This window comes from Pseudomonas sp. NBRC 111127 (genome assembly GCF_001320345.1).
Lineage (GTDB): Bacteria > Pseudomonadota > Gammaproteobacteria > Pseudomonadales > Pseudomonadaceae > Aquipseudomonas > Aquipseudomonas juntendi.
In genome coordinates this window covers 17,396-32,999 of sequence record NZ_BCBD01000045.1, presented here as the reverse complement: position 1 = coordinate 32,999, position 15,604 = coordinate 17,396, and the positions used below count along the sequence as shown (strand labels likewise).

The following is a 15,604-nucleotide window of genomic DNA, read 5'->3' as shown; positions in this document are numbered from 1 at the left end:
CTGGCAGCACAGGGCCTGGTCGACCCATGCAAGGCGTTCATCCGCGGCGGCAGCGCGGGCGGCTATACCACGCTCTGCGCCTTGGCGTTCCATGACGTGTTCCGTGCCGGTGCCAGCCTGTACGGGGTCAGCGACCCGATAGCGCTAGGGTGTGCCACGCACAAGTTCGAGGGTGATTACCTGGACTGGCTGATTGGCGACCCCGCCGTGGATGCCGAGCGCTACCGCCAACGCACGCCGCTGCTGCATGCAGGGCAGATCAGGGTGCCGGTAATCTTCTTCCAGGGCGAGCTGGATGCGGTGGTGGTGCCAGAGCAGACCCGGTCGATGCTGGCGGCGTTGCAGGCCAATGGGATCGAAGCGCAAGGGCACTTCTACGCGGGCGAGCGGCATGGGTTCCGCAAGGCGCAGAACCTGGCGCATGCGCTGGAAGAAGAGTGGAAGTTCTATTGCCGGGTGTTGGAAGGCTGACCCTGGGGGCTGCTTCGCAGCCCAATCGCCGGCAAGCCAGCTCCTACAGGTACAGCGAAGGCGTTGAATGCTGCACCAACCTGTGGGAACCCGGCTTACCGGCGATGAAGCCTGGGCAGGCTAACGCTTGGCGATGATGTACACCGCATGCACGATCCCTGGAATGTACCCCAGCAGGGTCAGCAGAATGTTCAGCCAGAACGCCCCGCCAAACCCAACCTGCAGAAACACCCCGAGCGGCGGCAAGATAATGGCGATGATGATGCGGATAAAGTCCATGCGAGTCTCTCCTGAAGGGGTTACAACACAGACTAGCCGCTGGTCCTGGAGGTTCCACAGGCAAAAAAAACGCCCCGGGCCGAATGTAACAGGCCAGGGGCGATGCGCAGGAACGCCAGACGGTTCGTAGAATTGGTTAACGTGCCACTTACGCCGACACTTCGCGGCGCGCATGCTGCTGCGCATGCAAGCGGGCAAAGGCGCGGGCCAGGCGCAGCAGCATTTCGTCGATATTGCCCTTGCTCACGGTCAGCGCCGGAGAGAAACGCACCACATCCGCTTGTGGGGCATTGAGCAGCAAGCCTTCGTGCAGGGCCGCGGCCACCAGTTCACGCGCCTGGTTTTCCTTCAGCTGCAGCGCCCACAGCAGCCCTTGCCCGCGTACTTCGCCCTGTCCATAACGCCCAGCCAGGCGGCTCAGGCCGTCGCGCAGGTGGCGGCCGTGGTCCTGCACTTGGCCGAAGAAGCCGGGCTCCAGTACGGTATCCAGCACGGCCAGGCCCGCAGCGCACATCAGCGCATTGCCGTGGTGGCTACCCTCCAGCTCGCCCGGTTCGGCGCAGCACGCCGTACCGCGGGCCAGCAACGCGGCCAATGGCACACCACCGCCCAGGCCTTTACCCAGGGTGATGATGTCGGCACGCACGCCATAGGTCTCTTCGGCCAGCAACGCCCCGCAGCGCCCGATGCCGGTCTGTACCTCATCGAGGATCAGCAGGATGCCCAGCTCACGACAAAGGGTTTCCACGCCCTTGAGGTATTCGCGGGTCGCCGGAATCACCCCAGCCTCGCCCTGCACCGGCTCCAGCATGATGGCCACAGTGCGCGAATCCACTTCGGCGTGCAGCGCCGCCAGGTCATTGAACGGCACCTTGCTGAACCCGGGAAGGCCCGGTTCACAGCGGTTGCAGGGCAACGGGTCGGACGCCGACAGCGCGCCCAGGCTGCGGCCATGGCAGGCCTGGCTGGCGGTGATGATGTGGTAAGCGCCATTGCGGTGCAGTTGGCCCCACTTGCGCGCCAGCTTGATCGCCCCTTCACAGGCTTCGGCACCGCTGTTGAGCAGGTAGGCCTGGTCGCTGCCAGTGCTCTGGCAAAGGCGGTTGGCCAGCGCCAGCAGGCCACGGCTATGAAACCCCGCGCCTGGGTTGATCAGCGCCTGGGCCTGGCTGCCCAGCGCCTTGACCAGCACGCTGGGGCTATGGCCCAGGCTGTTCACTGCGCCGCCCTGGGTGAAGTCCAGGTAGGCATGCCCGGCATCGTCCCACAACCAGGAGCCCTGCCCGCGCACGAACACCTGCGCAGGCCGTTCGGTCCCGGGCATCAGGCAGTCACGCGACAACTCGGCAGCAGGTGGCACACGCACCGGCACAGGCTTGGGCTCGGCCGCGGCGGTCGGGGCCGGGCGGCGCAGGTTGAACAGGTTCATCGGGGCTCCAGCCAATGCACGGTAAGGGGCGAGCACAGGGCGGTCTTGGCGCCGCCGCTCATTATTTTGTCTTGCCTATCAAAAGTGTTTCTCATCCACGGTAACAATCGACTGATTCAGCGCTGTAACCCGTTGGAATACGGCGATAGACTAGGCGCCACGAGGGGTTACGGCCATTTCGATTTTCCAGCATTTTTGATAAGCATCACTTATGGATTTTCGCCAACTGCGTTATTTCGTCGCGGTGTACGAAGAGGGCCACGTCGGCCGCGCCGCCGAGCGCCTGTCGCTGTCACAGCCAGCGCTTTCACAACAGATCCGCCAACTGGAACACAGCCTGGACCTGAGCCTGTTCGAGCGCAGCAACAAGCGCCTGCTGCCGACCCTGGCGGCCCATACCCTGTACAACCATGCCCTGCCGCTGCTCGATGGCCTGCAGCGCGCCCACGAGGCCATGCGCAACTTCAAGGGCCAGTCTTTGCGCACCTTGGCCATCGGTGTGCTGCAAACGGTACGCCCCAGCCTGGTGCCGCAATTGCTCGAACGGCTGCGCAAGGCCCAACCCCACTTGGTGGTGCAGATCTACGAGTTATCGGGGCTGGAGATCGAGCGGCGCCTGCTCAGCGGTAACCTGGACATCGGCATCAGCTACCTGCCGCCACGCCAGCCCGGCCTGCATGGCCTGTTGCTGTACGAGGACGAGCTGCAATTGGTGATACCCGCCACCCACCCACTGAAGGATTTCAAGAAGGTGTCCATCCGCCAGGCGGCCGAGTTGCCCATGCTGATGCTGGGCGAGGAGTTTCAGATCCGCCAGATCTGGCAGGCCCAGTTAGCCAGCCAGGGGCGGCGGCCGCAGGTGCAGGCCGAGATGAACAACATGGCGGGTATTCTCGACAGCCTGGCGCACACCGCGCTGGCAACCATTCTGCCAGGCCGGGCCAAAGACGCCGCCGAGGACGACCCAGGGCTGTTGTGGAAGCCGCTGAGCGAGCCGCGTGTACCGTTGAAGGTGGGGCTGGTGTTCCGTGATGCCCAGCGCCAGCAGGCATCGGTCGAACTGCTGCGTACGCTGCTGGAAGAAGAGACAGACGCGCGACAGCTGGGCGCATCACCGCTGGATGTGCTGGCCTGATAAAACACGCGCGCAAAGAAAACCCCGCCGAAGCGGGGTTTTCCAGACTGTTTCCCTGTGACATCCGTATCGCCCCGCCATCCTGGCAGGTGGTCCTTCGTCGCCATCCTTGATCTGTCCTTTGCGCTTCCTGCGCAACGTCCATGTGATAAAGATTAGCCGTGGAACCAATCTGAGAACAGTGGTGAAAAGTCACCACGTTGTGTAGGAAAAGGCTTACATAAGTGAGGCATTCGCAGATACGCGAAGCACAGGGGCCGCTGGGCGGCCCCTGAATCAGCTAGAACTGCTCGGCGTCCAGCAGGTAAAGCGACTCACTGCCCGCCTTCACCGAGGCCACCAGCGAATCCACCCGTGGCAGCAAGCGCGCGAAGTAGAACCGCGCCGTGCCCAGCTTGCCCGAATAGAACGCCTCGTCGCCCTCACCCGCCTTCGCCGCCCGCGCCATCAATGCCCACATGTAGCCATAGGCGACATAACCAAAGGCATGCAGGTACTCGACCGATGCTGCGCCAATTTCATTCGGGTTGCCCTTGGCCTGCTGCAGTACCCATTCAGTCAGCCCATCCAGCTGGCCGAGCGCAGCACCCAGTGGGCGGGTGAACTCATCCAGCTCGCTACCCGCACTGGCCATGAACTGGCGAATTTCGTCGGAGAACAGCGTGTAGTAGGCGCCGCCGCTGGCCACCACCTTGCGGCCCATCAGGTCGAGGGCCTGAATGCCGTTGGTGCCCTCGTAGATCTGGGTGATGCGCACATCACGCACCAGTTGCTCCTGGCCCCATTCACGGATGTAGCCATGCCCGCCGAACACTTGCTGGCCGTGCACCGCGCACTCCAGGCCCAGGTCGGTCAGGAAGGCCTTGGCCACCGGCGTGAGCAATGCCACCAGCTCTTCGCTGCGTTTGCGCACGCCAGGGTCTTCGCTGTACTTGGCACTGTCCAGTTGCATGGCCACATAGGTGGAAAACGCGCGGCCGCCCTCGATGAGTGCCTTCATGGTCAACAGCATGCGCCGCACATCCGGGTGGACGATGATCGGGTCGGCGGCTTTGTCCTTGGCTTGCGGGCCGGTGGGGGCACGGCTTTGCAAACGGTCGCGCGCGTACTCCACGGCATTCTGGTAGGAACGCTCGGCCGTCGCCAGCCCCTGTATACCCACCCCCAGGCGCTCGTAGTTCATCATGGTGAACATGGCTGCCAGGCCTTTGTTCGGCTCACCGACGATATAGCCCACAGCCTCGTCGAAGTTCATGACGCAGGTAGCCGACGCCTGAATGCCCATCTTGTGCTCGATGGAGCCACAGGTGGCCGGGTTGCGCGCACCGAGGCTGCCATCCTCGTTCACCATGAACTTGGGCACTAGGAACAGCGAGATGCCCTTCGGCCCAGCCGGCGCATCCGGCAACTTGGCCAGCACCAGGTGGATGATGTTCTCGGTCAGGTCGTGCTCGCCGCCGGTGATGAAGATCTTGGTGCCGCTGACCTTGTAGCTGCCGTCCGCCTGTGGCTCGGCCTTGGTGCGGATGATGCCGAGGTCGGTACCCGCATGCGGTTCGGTCAGGCACATGGAGCCAGCCCATACACCGGCGTACATGTTGGGCAGGTACTTTTCCTTCAGCGCCTCGCTGGCGTGGGCGTTGATCGACAGGCAGGCGCCGGCGGTCAGCATCGGGTACAGGCCAAAGGCCAGGCTCGAGGCATTGACCATTTCCTCGACCTGCGCCGAAATGGCCTTGGGCATGCCCATGCCGCCAAACAGCGGGTCGCCACCCACGCCCACCCAGCCACCTTCGGCGTAGGTGTTGTAGGCCTCGATGAAGCCGGCCGGTGTGCGCACCGCGCCATTGTCCCAGTGGCAGCCCTCTTCATCGGCCGCGCGGCTGAGCGGTGCGATGCTCTTGGCGGTCACCTTGCCAGCCTCCTCCAGTACGGCCATGGCCGTATCGGCATCGACGACTTCGGCCAGCCCGGGCAACTGCGCCCACTGCTCAGCCACGTTGAACACTTCATTCAGTACGAAGCGCATGTCGCGCACGGGCGCTTTATAGTCAGCCATGACAACCTCTCGCAAGTGGGGGCTGGGCGGTCTCGGGGTACCGCGACACTGGGGTTGATGCCAGTGTAACCGAACAACATTTACGAGACATAGGGTCATCAATAGACCGCATAGTCTATTTTGGTCACGCAGTACGTACAGCCCCACGCCGCGATTGCTGGCCATGCACCACCACACAATTGCGCCCTGCGCCTTTGGCGTTGTAGAGGGCCTGGTCGGCCGACTTGAGCACGGCTGCAGGGTTGCGGTGATCGGCCTGGCGCTCGGCAACGCCAATGCTGATGGTGACCGAAACCGTGCCGCCGCTGCTGCCGGCGCGGCGTTGGCGCCCGGTGGTATCGTCTTGCGGGCGGCTGTGCTTGTCGCGCAGGTGCATCACATAGTTGGCGATCACCTCGCGCACCGCTTCCACATGGGGTACGCACTCCTCGGCGGTCTTGCCGGCGAACACCAGGGCGAACTCCTCCCCCCCATAGCGGTAGGCACGCCCACCGCCGGTGACCTTGGCCAAACGGCTGGCCACCAGGCGCAGCACCTGATCGCCGACATCGTGACCGTGGGTGTCGTTGAATTTCTTGAAGTGGTCAACGTCGGTCATGGCGATGACATAGTTGCGACCCAGCCGCTGCATGCGCTCGTTCAACGCACGCCGGCCGGGCAAACCGGTCAGCTCGTCGCGGAAGGCCATCTGGTAGGCCTCGTGCGCAACCGCTGCGGCGATCATCAACATCACCTGGCTGCACATGATGTTCAGCGTGAACGGCAGGATGAACGTTTGCGGCAGCATCCAGAAAATGCCCAGCAGGCCGATGATCTGGGCCGCGTGCAACGGCCTCGGCGCGCGCAGGTACTGCACCACCAGCAGGATGGACACCCCCGCGAACAGCGGGTAGGCCAACTGGATCAGGCTCATCCACTGGCCATGCAAGGTCGGCCAGCGAATCTCCGCCAACCAGGTCAGCAGCGCCTCGGGGTAGCTTTGCTCAAGGGCCACTGCCACGCTGCCCACGGCAAACAGCACGGCGCCACGGGCCACCAAATCCTGCAGCAGGTGGGTGCGCTCCTGCCAGGCACCATACAGGCCGAACAATGCCGGCAACAGCAGGCATACCAGGTGGAAGACCACCGCTGCATCCTCGCGCACACGGCCGTGGTCGCGGTAGAAGTCGGTCTGGGTGTCGAGCAGAAAGTAGGCGATGTATACCGTAAGCATCAGAAACAGCTCACGTTGGCGACGATACACCGCGCAGTAAGCGCCACCCAGCAGCAGCACCAAGGTGGGCAGAACATTGAACAGCGATGTGAAAAACACACTGAGGTCTCTCACATAAGCTGCGGCGAGCCCTGCCAACAGCAGCAGCAGCGAGGGCAGGAAGTGGCTGGCACGTACAGCGTTAAAACGAAACAAGGGTAATCTCCGACCCGGCAGATCAATAGTGGCATTGTGCCCTTATTTCATCGGCAGCGTACCCGAACAGTTGAATTTCAAATCGGCCAGGGTTGTCGAGTGGCCTGGGCCTGAACAAAAAAAACCCGCCTGCCGGTGAGGGCAGGCGGGTTCTGGCTACAGCGGTTGAATCAGTACGCCAGGCCGAAGCTCTCTTCGTCCATGTCCATCAGGTTGTTGGCGCCCGACAGCATGGCCGCCACATGCGTGCGGGTACGCGGCAGGATGCGCTGGAAGTAGAAGCGCGCGGTCTGCAGCTTGGCGGTGTAGAACGCCGCTTCGCTGGTGCCGGCGGCCAGCTTTTCAGCGGCCAGGCGGGCGATGTCGGCCCAGAAGTAGGCCAGGCAGGCGTAGCCGGAATACATCACGTAATCGACCGAGGCCGCACCCACTTCTTCGCGGTCTTTCATGGCAGCCATGCCCACTTTCATGGTCAGCTCGCCCCACTCCTTGTTGATGGCTGCCAGCGGCTCGACGAACTCCTTGACCGCCTCGACACCTTCCTGCGCCTGGCAGAACTTGTGCACGATCTTGGTGAAGCCCTTCAGCGCTTCGCCCTGGGTCATCAGCACTTTGCGGCCGAGCAGGTCGAGGGCCTGGATGCCCGTGGTGCCTTCGTACAGCATCGAGATACGGCTATCACGCACGTTCTGCTCCATGCCCCACTCGGCGATGAAGCCGTGACCGCCATAGATCTGCACGCCATGGTTGGCCGCTTCGAAACCGACTTCGGTCATGAACGCCTTGGCGATCGGGGTGAGGAAGGCCAGCAGGGCATCGGCCTTCTTGCGCTCTTCTTCATCCTGGCTGTACTTGACGATGTCCACCTGCTTGGCGGTGAAGTAGACCATCGCGCGGTTGCCCTCGGCGAACGCTTTCATGGTCAGCAGCATGCGGCGCACGTCCGGGTGGACGATGATCGGGTCGGCGGCCTTGTCCGGTGCCTTGGGGCCGGTCAGGGAGCGCATCTGCAACCGCTCGCGGGCGTACTTCAGGCCACCCTGGAACGCGACTTCGGCGTGGGCCAGGCCCTGCAGCGCGGTACCCAGGCGCGCGGTGTTCATGAAGGTGAACATGCAGTTCAGGCCTTTGTTGGCCGGGCCGATCAGGTAGCCGGTGGCGCCATCGAAGTTCATCACGCAGGTGGCGTTGCCGTGGATGCCCATCTTGTGTTCGATCGAGCCGCAGCTCACGCCATTGCGCTCACCCACACCGCCTTGGGCATTGGGCAGGAACTTCGGCACGATGAACAGCGAAATGCCCTTGGTACCGGCCGGTGCATCCGGCAGGCGCGCGAGAACGATATGCACGATGTTCTCGGCCATGTCGTGCTCACCGGCGGAAATGAAGATCTTGGTGCCCGACACCTTGTAGCTGCCGTCAGCCTGCGGTTCGGCCTTGGTGCGCAGCATGCCCAGGTCGGTACCGCAGTGTGGCTCGGTCAGGCACATGGTGCCGGTCCATTCGCCGGACACCAGCTTGGTCAGGTAGGTGTGCTGCTGCTCGGCGGTGCCGTGCGCAGAAATGGTGTTCATGGCGCCGTGGGACAAGCCCGGGTACATGCCCCACGACCAGTTCGCACCACCGACCATCTCGCTCAGGGCCAGGCCCAGCGACTCTGGCAGGCCCTGGCCGCCGTGTTCCACATCATGTGCCAGGCTGGGCCAGCCGCCTTCGACGAATTGTTCGTAAGCCGCCTTGAAGCCGGTTGGGGTTTTCACGCCCGACTCGCTCCAGGTGCAGCCTTCCTGGTCACCCACGCGGTTCAGCGGCGCCAGCACCTGCTCACAGAACTTCGCACCTTCTTCAAGAATCGCATCGACCATGTCGGGCGTTGCGTCCTGGCAACCCGGCAGGCTCTGATAGTGCGCCTCGTAGCCGAGCAACTCGTCGCGAACGAAGCGGATATCACGCAAGGGGGCTTTGTAGTCAGGCATTGCGATGAACCTCTAGGTGAGTTCTGTGGGGTGACCCGCGTGCGCCGCGGCGTCTGTCAAACAGTTGTTTGAAACTTACGTTTAGCTCCGGCTTCTGTCAAGGAGGGACGATAGTGCCATTTACGCCACGAAAAATGGCGTTTATGCCAAGCTCAATAAAAACAATACCCTGTGGGAGCGGGCATGCCCGCGAAAGGGCTCGGCCAGGCAATGGGGTTGCCTGAGCTGACGCTTTCGCGGGCACGCCCGCTCCCACAGGGGCTATGTGTATTCGAAATCAGCGCTCTGTCAGGCGTAGGTATCGATGATCCGGCCGAGCATTTCGTCGGATGCCTTGACGACCTTTGCGCCAAGCTCGACTTCGGTCTTGCCGACCGCCTGTTGCACCAGGCTGGTGGCCAGGTCCATCTGCTGGCTGCGGTCGACCGCACGCAGGCGTTCGGCCTGGAAGTCGCTGGACTGGCTGGTGGCGGTACGTTCGGCGGTGGTGTTGGCGATCTGGCTGGCCGCCTGATCGACGCGGTTCTGGCCGGCTTGTATAGCGCTCAGGCCCGCGTAATAGGCGGAGCTACCGGTGATTTCCATGTCAGGACTCCATTGACGCTGGATAGGAACACAGCCCATTAAAACAGGCCGTCGGTAAAAAGGCCCGTTTAAATCGCTAATGGCCCGGTGCCAGTTGATAGGCCCTGAGTATTCCAGCACCTAATCCAGCAAATCCAGCTGCAAATGCTCAGCCACCTTGTCTGCACTGGCCTGCTTGAGCTTGGGCACCCGCCCCAGGCAAGGCGCTGGCAAGCGCTCGGCCAGGCTGGCCAGGTTCTCTTCCAGCCGTGAAGTGCGCGGCTCGATGATGTTCGCCACCCAGCCTGCCAACTGCAGCCCGTCGCGCTCGATCGCCTCGGCGCTGAGCAGGGCATGGCTGATACACCCCAGCCGCACCCCCACCACCAGAATCACCGGCAACTGCAGGGCCACCGCCAGATCTGAAAGGTTCTCCAGCCCCGAAAGCGGCACACGCCAGCCCCCAGCCCCCTCGACCAAAGTGAAATCGGCATTTTGTTGCAACACATTGCGCATGGCCGCCAGCAATTCTGCCACCTCCAAAGTCACCCCCGCCTCGCGGGCGGCCACATGCGGCGCAATTGCAGGCTCGAACGCAAACGGGTTGACCTGCCCATAGGGCAACTTGATGGTGCTTTCATCAATCAGCGCCTGGGCGTCGCTGTTGCGTAAGCCGTTGGGGGTCATCGTGCACCCAGAGGCCACCGGCTTGGCACCCAGGGTGCTCAAGCCTTGCAACCGCGCCGCATGCAGCAACCCGGCCGCGACCGTGGTCTTGCCGACATCGGTATCGGTACCGGCGATGAAATAGGCCTTGCTCATCTCGCTCCCCTTACGCCTGTGGTTTGCGCAACACACCATAGACCACCTGATAGGTGGCTGGCAGCCCGGCAGGCTGGCGAAATGCCTCGTACGCCTGCAACAGGCCCTGCATGCGTGCCCGGCCAGTCAACCCGGACGGTCGCCCAGGGTTGAGATTGTGCGCCCCCAACGCCTTCAGTTCGTGGGTCAGGCTGCGTACGTCCGGGTAATGCAGCACATGCGCACAGCGATGCAGCTCAAGCTGCTCAAAACCGCTGGCGGCACACAGGCGCTGGTAGTCCTCAAAACGGCGGAAGCGGTTTACATGCACCAGGCCGTCCACCGCCTGCCAGCTGGCTCGCAGTTCGTCGAGGGTACCTACGCACAAGCTGCTGAAGGCCAGCACGCCGCCCGGGCGCAGTACCCGCAGCGCTTCGGCCAGCACACTGGCGAACTGGTCGCACCATTGCACGGCCAGGCTGGTGAACACCAGGTCGACGCTGGCATCGCGCAATGGCAAACGCTCGGCGTCGCCGGCCACGTGGTAGTGCGCCCCGCGTTGTTCATTGCGGGCATGGCGCAGCATGCCTTCGGCGATATCCACCGCCACACCGCTGGACTGGGCGAACCGCTCGGCCAGGATACGGCTGAAATGGCCGGTACCGCTGCCCAGGTCCAGCCAGCGCAATGGCTGCCAGCCTGCCGGCATTTGCCCCAACAGGCTCAAGCCCACGGCGCGCTGCAACGCGGCTACGCTGTCGTAGCTGGCTGCAGCGCGGGAGAACGAAGCCGCTACCTGGCGTTTGTCGGGCAAAGCGCCGGGCAGGGTCGGACAGGAAAGGTCAGTCATCGCCACTCTCATGCAGGAAACTCTTGATGCCCGCCGCCAGCTCTTGCGGGTACTCCAGCAAGAAGGCGTGGGAACTGTCTTCTACCAGGCCCACTTCCACATCAGGCAGCAGCTCGCTCAAGGCCTTGGCTGCCTCGGCCGGCACCAGCGCGTCGCTGCCGGCAAACAGGTGCAGTTGCGGGCCGCCGTAAGCCTGCAGGGCTTCGCGGGTATCCAGCTTGGCCAGCACTTCAAGGCCGGTGGCGAGGTACAGAGGGTCGGTGTCCGGTACGCCGACACCCAGCTGGCGCAGCAGGGTACGCGGCTGCTGGGCGCCATCGCTGCACAAGCTGCGAAAGCGCTTCAGGGTGACTTGGGTATGGCTGCGGCAGCCGTCGAGGAAAGTGCCAAAGGTGTCTTCGGCCATGCCATGCGGCCAGTCGCCACGGGCAACGAAACTGGGGTTGCTGGCCAAGGTGAGCAAGCCGCAGCAGTGGTCGCCACGCTTGTGTGCCAGGGCGCTGGCGAGCATGCCGCCCAACGACCAGCCACCTAGCCAGACATCGCCCGGCAATTTACGGTCGAGGTGCTCAAGCCAGCCCTCAACATCGCTGTGGGGCAATTCCGGCAGGGGCATCAGCTCTACCTGCAGACGGGGGTCCTGGGCGCGCAGGCTGGCGGCCAGCGGTTCCAGTGCGGCAGTGCCCAGGCCCCAGCCGGGCAGCAGTACAAGACGATTACGCATCGGCGTTCTCCAATTGTGGATAACACTCGGCCAATGCATTCAACAATAGCTGCACCTGCGCCTGGCTGTGGGCGGCGCTCAATGTTACGCGCAGACGGGCACTGCCCGCCGGTACGGTGGGTGGGCGGATGGCGGTGACCAGCATGCCGCGCTCGCGCAACATGCGCGACAGGCGCAAGGCCTGCGCGCTGTCGCCAATCACGATCGGCTGGATCGGTGTGGGGCTGTCCATCAGTTCCAGGCCGATCTGCTGCGCGCCTTCACGGAACTGGCGAATCAACGCGGCCAGGTGCTCGCGGCGCCAGCTTTCGCGGCGCAGCAGCTCCAGGCTCTTCAGCGTGGCGCAGGCCAGTGCCGGTGGCTGGCTGGTGGTGTAGATGTAGGGGCGGGCGAATTGCACCAGCGCCTCGATCAGTTCCTCGCTCCCGGCAACAAAGGCACCGGAAGTACCGCAGGCCTTGCCCAGCGTACCGATCAGCACCGGTACATCGTCCACGCCCAGGCCGAAGTGCTCGACGATACCACCGCCCTGAGCGCCAAGGGTGCCCAGGCCATGGGCATCGTCCACCATCAGCCAGGCACCCCGGGCCCGGGCGACCTCGGCCAGGGCCGGCAGGTCGGCCAGGTCGCCGTCCATGCTGAACACACCGTCAGTGACTACCAGGGTATTGCCAACGGCCTTGTCCAGGCGGCTGGCCAGGCTGGCCGGGTCGTTGTGCAGGTAGCGGTTGAACCGCGCACCGCTGAGCAGCCCGCCATCGAGCAGCGAGGCATGGTTCAGGCGGTCCTGCAGCACCGTGTCGCCCTGCCCCACCAGCGCGGTGATGGCGCCCAGGTTGGCCATGTAGCCGGTGGAAAACAGCAGCGCACGTGGGCGCCCCGTCAGTTCAGCCAGCGCCTCTTCGACCTGGTGGTGTGGGGTGCTATGGCCGATCACCAGGTGCGACGCACCGCCACCGACACCCCAGCGCTCGGCACCGGCTTGCCAGGCATCAACTACCTCGGGGTGGTTGGCCAGGCCCAGGTAATCGTTACTGCAGAAGGCCAGCAAGCGCTGGCCGTCGACCACCACCTCCGGGCCCTGCGGGCTTTCCAGCAGTGGCCGTTGCCGGTACAGGTCCGCAGCGCGCCGTTCGGCCAGGCGCGCCGCCAGGTCGAAAGCCATCTCAGGCGGTCGCGGCGTTGTAGAACATCTCGCTGCTACGCTGCTCGACCAGCGCCTGCTCGATGGCGGCCTGGTGCACTTCGTCGGCGTGCTCCTCGCGTGCTTCAGGCTTGATGCCCAGGCGCGCGAACAGCTGCATGTCCTTGTCAGCCTGCGGGTTGGCAGTGGTCAGCAGTTTTTCACCGTAGAAAATCGAGTTGGCACCGGCCATGAAGGCCAGGGCCTGCATCTGCTCGTTCATCTGCTCACGGCCAGCAGACAGGCGCACATGCGACTTGGGCATCAACAGGCGGGCTACGGCCAGCATGCGAATGAAGTCGAACGGGTCGACATCTTCCTCCTCGGCCAGGGGCGTACCGGCCACCTTGACCAGCATGTTGATCGGCACCGATTCGGGGTGTTCGGGCAGGTTGGCCAGCTGGATCAGCAGCCCGGCGCGGTCGTCCAGCGACTCGCCCATGCCCAGGATGCCGCCCGAGCAGATCTTCATGCCCGCATCGCGCACGTAGGCCAGGGTCTGCAGGCGCTCGCTGTAGGTGCGCGTAGTGATGATGCTGCCGTAGAACTCCGGCGAGGTGTCGAGGTTGTGGTTGTAGTAGTCGAGGCCGGCCTGGGCCAGGGCCTGGGTCTGTTCTTGGTCGAGCTTGCCCAGGGTCATGCAGGTTTCCAGGCCCAAGGCCTTCACCCCTTTGACCATCTCCAGCACATAAGGCATGTCTTTGGCCGACGGGTGCTTCCACGCCGCGCCCATGCAGAAGCGGGTCGAGCCAATGGCTTTGGCGCGCGCTGCTTCTTCCAGCACCTTCTGCACTTCCATCAACTTCTGTTTTTCCAGCCCGGTGTTGTAGTGGCCGGACTGTGGACAATATTTGCAATCTTCCGGGCAGGCCCCGGTCTTGATCGACAGCAATGTCGAAACCTGCACGCGGTTGGGGTCGAAATGCGCGCGGTGCACCGTCTGCGCCTGGAACAGCAAGTCATTGAAAGGCTGCTGGAACAGGGCCTTGACCTCGGCCAGGGACCAGTCGTGACGTGTTGTTGCAGTTGTGCTGGCGCTCATCGGCGTTTCCTTGTTTAGGCTTAAGCTGGCGCCGGGACAGGAAAGCCCGCCAGCGCATCACGGATAACTCGCATAGTCATGGATGGCCTATGAACTGTCAACTTCACTGGAAAAGGTTGGTTTACAAGTGCTCACTTATTAACCAGACCTGTTTATTGTGCGACGCGCCTGCCGGGCAACACTACCCGCTGTGCGTCGGTTGCGAGCAAGAGCTGCCCTGGCTGGGCGACCATTGCCGCTACTGCGCCCTGCCACTGCCCATGGCCGGCCTGGCCTGCGCCCAATGCAGCCGCCGCTTGCCGGCGTTCGAACAGGTCTTAGCCCTGTGGCATTTCGGCTTTCCGGTCGACACGTTGATCAGCCGCTTCAAGCACAACCGGCAGTGGCCGTTGGGGCGTTTGATGGCCGAGTTGCTTGGGCAAGGGCTGCGCTACCGCTATGCCGAGGGGCTGCCACGCCCTGACCTGCTGTTGCCTGTGCCCATGGCCAGGCGTCGACTGCGCGAGCGTGGGTTCAACCAGGCCGGGCTGCTGGCCCGCTGGCTGGCGGCGCACGTGGGCATACCGTGCGATGAGCGGGTACTGCTGCGCACTCGGGAAACCCCCGCGCAGCAGCGGTTGAGTGCCAAAGGGAGGCGGCGCAATCTGCGCCAGGCCTTTGCGGTCGCCGGTGACCTGCCTGGCAAGCACGTCGCCATCGTCGATGACGTGTTGACCACTGGCGCTACCGCCCAGGCCATTGCCCAGGTGTTGCGCAAAGCCGGGGCACAGCGGGTGGATGTGTATTGCCTGGCGCGTACGCCGAAGCCGGGGTATGTATAACCCTGCCGCTACGCCACACTATTCGCCCCAGGCCCCTACAGCGACCGGATGCCCATGCCCTTGCCCACTCTACTCACCCAGCACATCGCCCGGCGCCCGCAGCGCATCGCACTGCTGCAGCACATTGCCGAGCAAGGCTCGATCACCCGTGCGGCCAAGGCGGCGGGCATCAGCTACAAGGCAGCCTGGGACGCCATCGATGAGCTCAACAACCTGGCCAGTCAGCCGTTGGTCGAGCGCAGCACCGGCGGGCGTGGGGGTGGAGGCGCCCGGCTGTCGGTGGAGGGTCAGCGCGTATTGCGCCTGTACCAAAGGCTGCAGGCCCTGCAGGCGCAAATTCTCGAGGCTGCGGAAGAGTCCAGCGACCTCGACTTGCTTGGGCGCCTGATGCTACGCACCAGCGCGCGCAACCAGCTGCAGGGCCAGGTCAGCGGCCTGCGCCGTGAGGGCCGCTATGACCGGGTCAGCCTGGCGCTGGGTGGCGGGCTGGAGATCGACGCGCTGATCACCCACGACAGCACCGCGCGGTTGGAGCTGACCTTGGGCAGCAGGGTGGTGGCGCTGCTCAAGGCAGGCTGGGTGCAGTTGCTGGCCGAGGGGGACAAGCCCGAAGCGGGGAGCAATTGCCTGCGGGCCACGGTAGAAGACGTGCTGGTGGAGGCCGACGGGCCCAATGAAGTCCGGTTGGCGCTGGGCAACGGGCAAACGCTGTGCGCCATGGCAGAGGCGGATTGGTTGGCCGGCCAGCAGGTACGGGTTCAGTTCCACCCTGCCTATGTGTTGCTCGGGGTGCCTGCCTAGGCCGGCTGTGGCGCAGGCGGTTCGCGGGTAAACCCTACGGGTACGCTACAGGGATAACCCT

The 15,604-nt window shown here is 63.9% G+C and carries 15 protein-coding genes; 4 read left to right on the top strand and 11 right to left on the bottom strand.

Going from position 1 to position 15,604, the window contains the following annotated elements; all coding sequences use genetic code 11:
• On the top strand, positions 1 to 471 hold a 471-nt coding region (locus tag APH30_RS11085; RefSeq protein WP_156326433.1), incomplete at its 5' end, for a S9 family peptidase.
• Positions 472 to 591: 120 nt separating this feature from the next.
• Here APH30_RS11085 and APH30_RS27840 read toward each other — a convergent pair.
• Both APH30_RS27840 and APH30_RS11080 read right to left on the bottom strand, forming a co-directional pair.
• On the bottom strand, positions 592 to 750 hold the full coding sequence (locus APH30_RS27840; RefSeq protein ID WP_009681539.1) for a YqaE/Pmp3 family membrane protein: 159 nt from the start codon (positions 748 to 750) through the stop codon (positions 592 to 594).
• A 148-nt stretch (positions 751 to 898) separates the two neighbouring features.
• Positions 899 to 2,179, bottom strand: a complete 1,281-nt coding sequence (locus tag APH30_RS11080) for an aspartate aminotransferase family protein (RefSeq protein WP_054912560.1) — start codon at positions 2,177 to 2,179, stop codon at positions 899 to 901.
• Between the two features lie 211 nt (positions 2,180 to 2,390).
• Between APH30_RS11080 and APH30_RS11075 the strand changes: the two genes are divergently transcribed.
• Positions 2,391 to 3,314, top strand: a complete 924-nt coding sequence (locus APH30_RS11075) for a LysR family transcriptional regulator (RefSeq protein WP_029886350.1) — start codon at positions 2,391 to 2,393, stop codon at positions 3,312 to 3,314.
• A 280-nt stretch (positions 3,315 to 3,594) separates the two neighbouring features.
• On the opposite strand, the gene APH30_RS11070 is transcribed toward APH30_RS11075, so the two are convergent.
• The 9 genes from APH30_RS11070 to bioB form a co-directional block, all read right to left on the bottom strand.
• Positions 3,595 to 5,373 carry an acyl-CoA dehydrogenase C-terminal domain-containing protein gene (locus APH30_RS11070; protein ID WP_054912559.1) on the bottom strand — a complete coding sequence of 593 codons (1,779 nt, stop codon included), beginning with the start codon at positions 5,371 to 5,373 and terminating at the stop codon, positions 3,595 to 3,597.
• 124 nt (positions 5,374 to 5,497) lie between these two features.
• Complete coding sequence (locus APH30_RS11065) at positions 5,498 to 6,781, bottom strand: diguanylate cyclase (RefSeq protein WP_054912558.1); 1,284 nt, start codon at positions 6,779 to 6,781, stop codon at positions 5,498 to 5,500.
• Between the two features lie 170 nt (positions 6,782 to 6,951).
• The gene (locus APH30_RS11060; RefSeq protein ID WP_054912557.1) at positions 6,952 to 8,757 is read right to left on the bottom strand and encodes a phenylacyl-CoA dehydrogenase; all 1,806 of its coding nucleotides are present in this window, start codon (positions 8,755 to 8,757) and stop codon (positions 6,952 to 6,954) included.
• Between the two features lie 288 nt (positions 8,758 to 9,045).
• A complete protein-coding gene (locus APH30_RS11055; protein ID WP_009681533.1) occupies positions 9,046 to 9,342 on the bottom strand; it encodes a hypothetical protein in 297 nt (98 codons plus the stop codon).
• Positions 9,343 to 9,462: 120 nt separating this feature from the next.
• On the bottom strand, positions 9,463 to 10,143 hold the full coding sequence (gene bioD / locus APH30_RS11050; RefSeq protein ID WP_054912556.1) for a dethiobiotin synthase: 681 nt from the start codon (positions 10,141 to 10,143) through the stop codon (positions 9,463 to 9,465).
• Positions 10,144 to 10,153: 10 nt separating this feature from the next.
• Positions 10,154 to 10,972, bottom strand: a complete 819-nt coding sequence (bioC, locus tag APH30_RS11045; protein ID WP_009681531.1) for a malonyl-ACP O-methyltransferase BioC — start codon at positions 10,970 to 10,972, stop codon at positions 10,154 to 10,156.
• The gene (locus APH30_RS11040) at positions 10,965 to 11,696 is read right to left on the bottom strand and encodes an alpha/beta fold hydrolase (RefSeq protein ID WP_054912555.1); all 732 of its coding nucleotides are present in this window, start codon (positions 11,694 to 11,696) and stop codon (positions 10,965 to 10,967) included. The genes bioC and APH30_RS11040 overlap by 8 nt, the downstream gene beginning before the upstream one ends.
• Positions 11,689 to 12,861, bottom strand: coding sequence for an 8-amino-7-oxononanoate synthase (bioF, locus tag APH30_RS11035; protein ID WP_054912554.1), 1,173 nt, complete (start codon positions 12,859 to 12,861; stop codon positions 11,689 to 11,691). The genes APH30_RS11040 and bioF overlap by 8 nt, the downstream gene beginning before the upstream one ends.
• Before the next feature lies 1 nt (position 12,862).
• Positions 12,863 to 13,921 (bottom strand): biotin synthase BioB, encoded by a 1,059-nt coding sequence (gene bioB, locus APH30_RS11030; protein WP_009681528.1) that lies wholly within the window; start codon positions 13,919 to 13,921, stop codon positions 12,863 to 12,865.
• A gap of 89 nt (positions 13,922 to 14,010) precedes the next feature.
• Here bioB and APH30_RS11025 point away from each other — a divergent pair, with 89 nt between their 5' ends.
• Both APH30_RS11025 and APH30_RS11020 read left to right on the top strand, forming a co-directional pair.
• Positions 14,011 to 14,742 (top strand): ComF family protein, encoded by a 732-nt coding sequence (locus APH30_RS11025; protein ID WP_054912553.1) that lies wholly within the window; start codon positions 14,011 to 14,013, stop codon positions 14,740 to 14,742.
• A gap of 54 nt (positions 14,743 to 14,796) precedes the next feature.
• On the top strand, positions 14,797 to 15,543 hold the full coding sequence (locus APH30_RS11020) for a TOBE domain-containing protein (protein ID WP_054912552.1): 747 nt from the start codon (positions 14,797 to 14,799) through the stop codon (positions 15,541 to 15,543).
• The last annotated feature ends 61 nt before the right edge of the window (positions 15,544 to 15,604 follow it).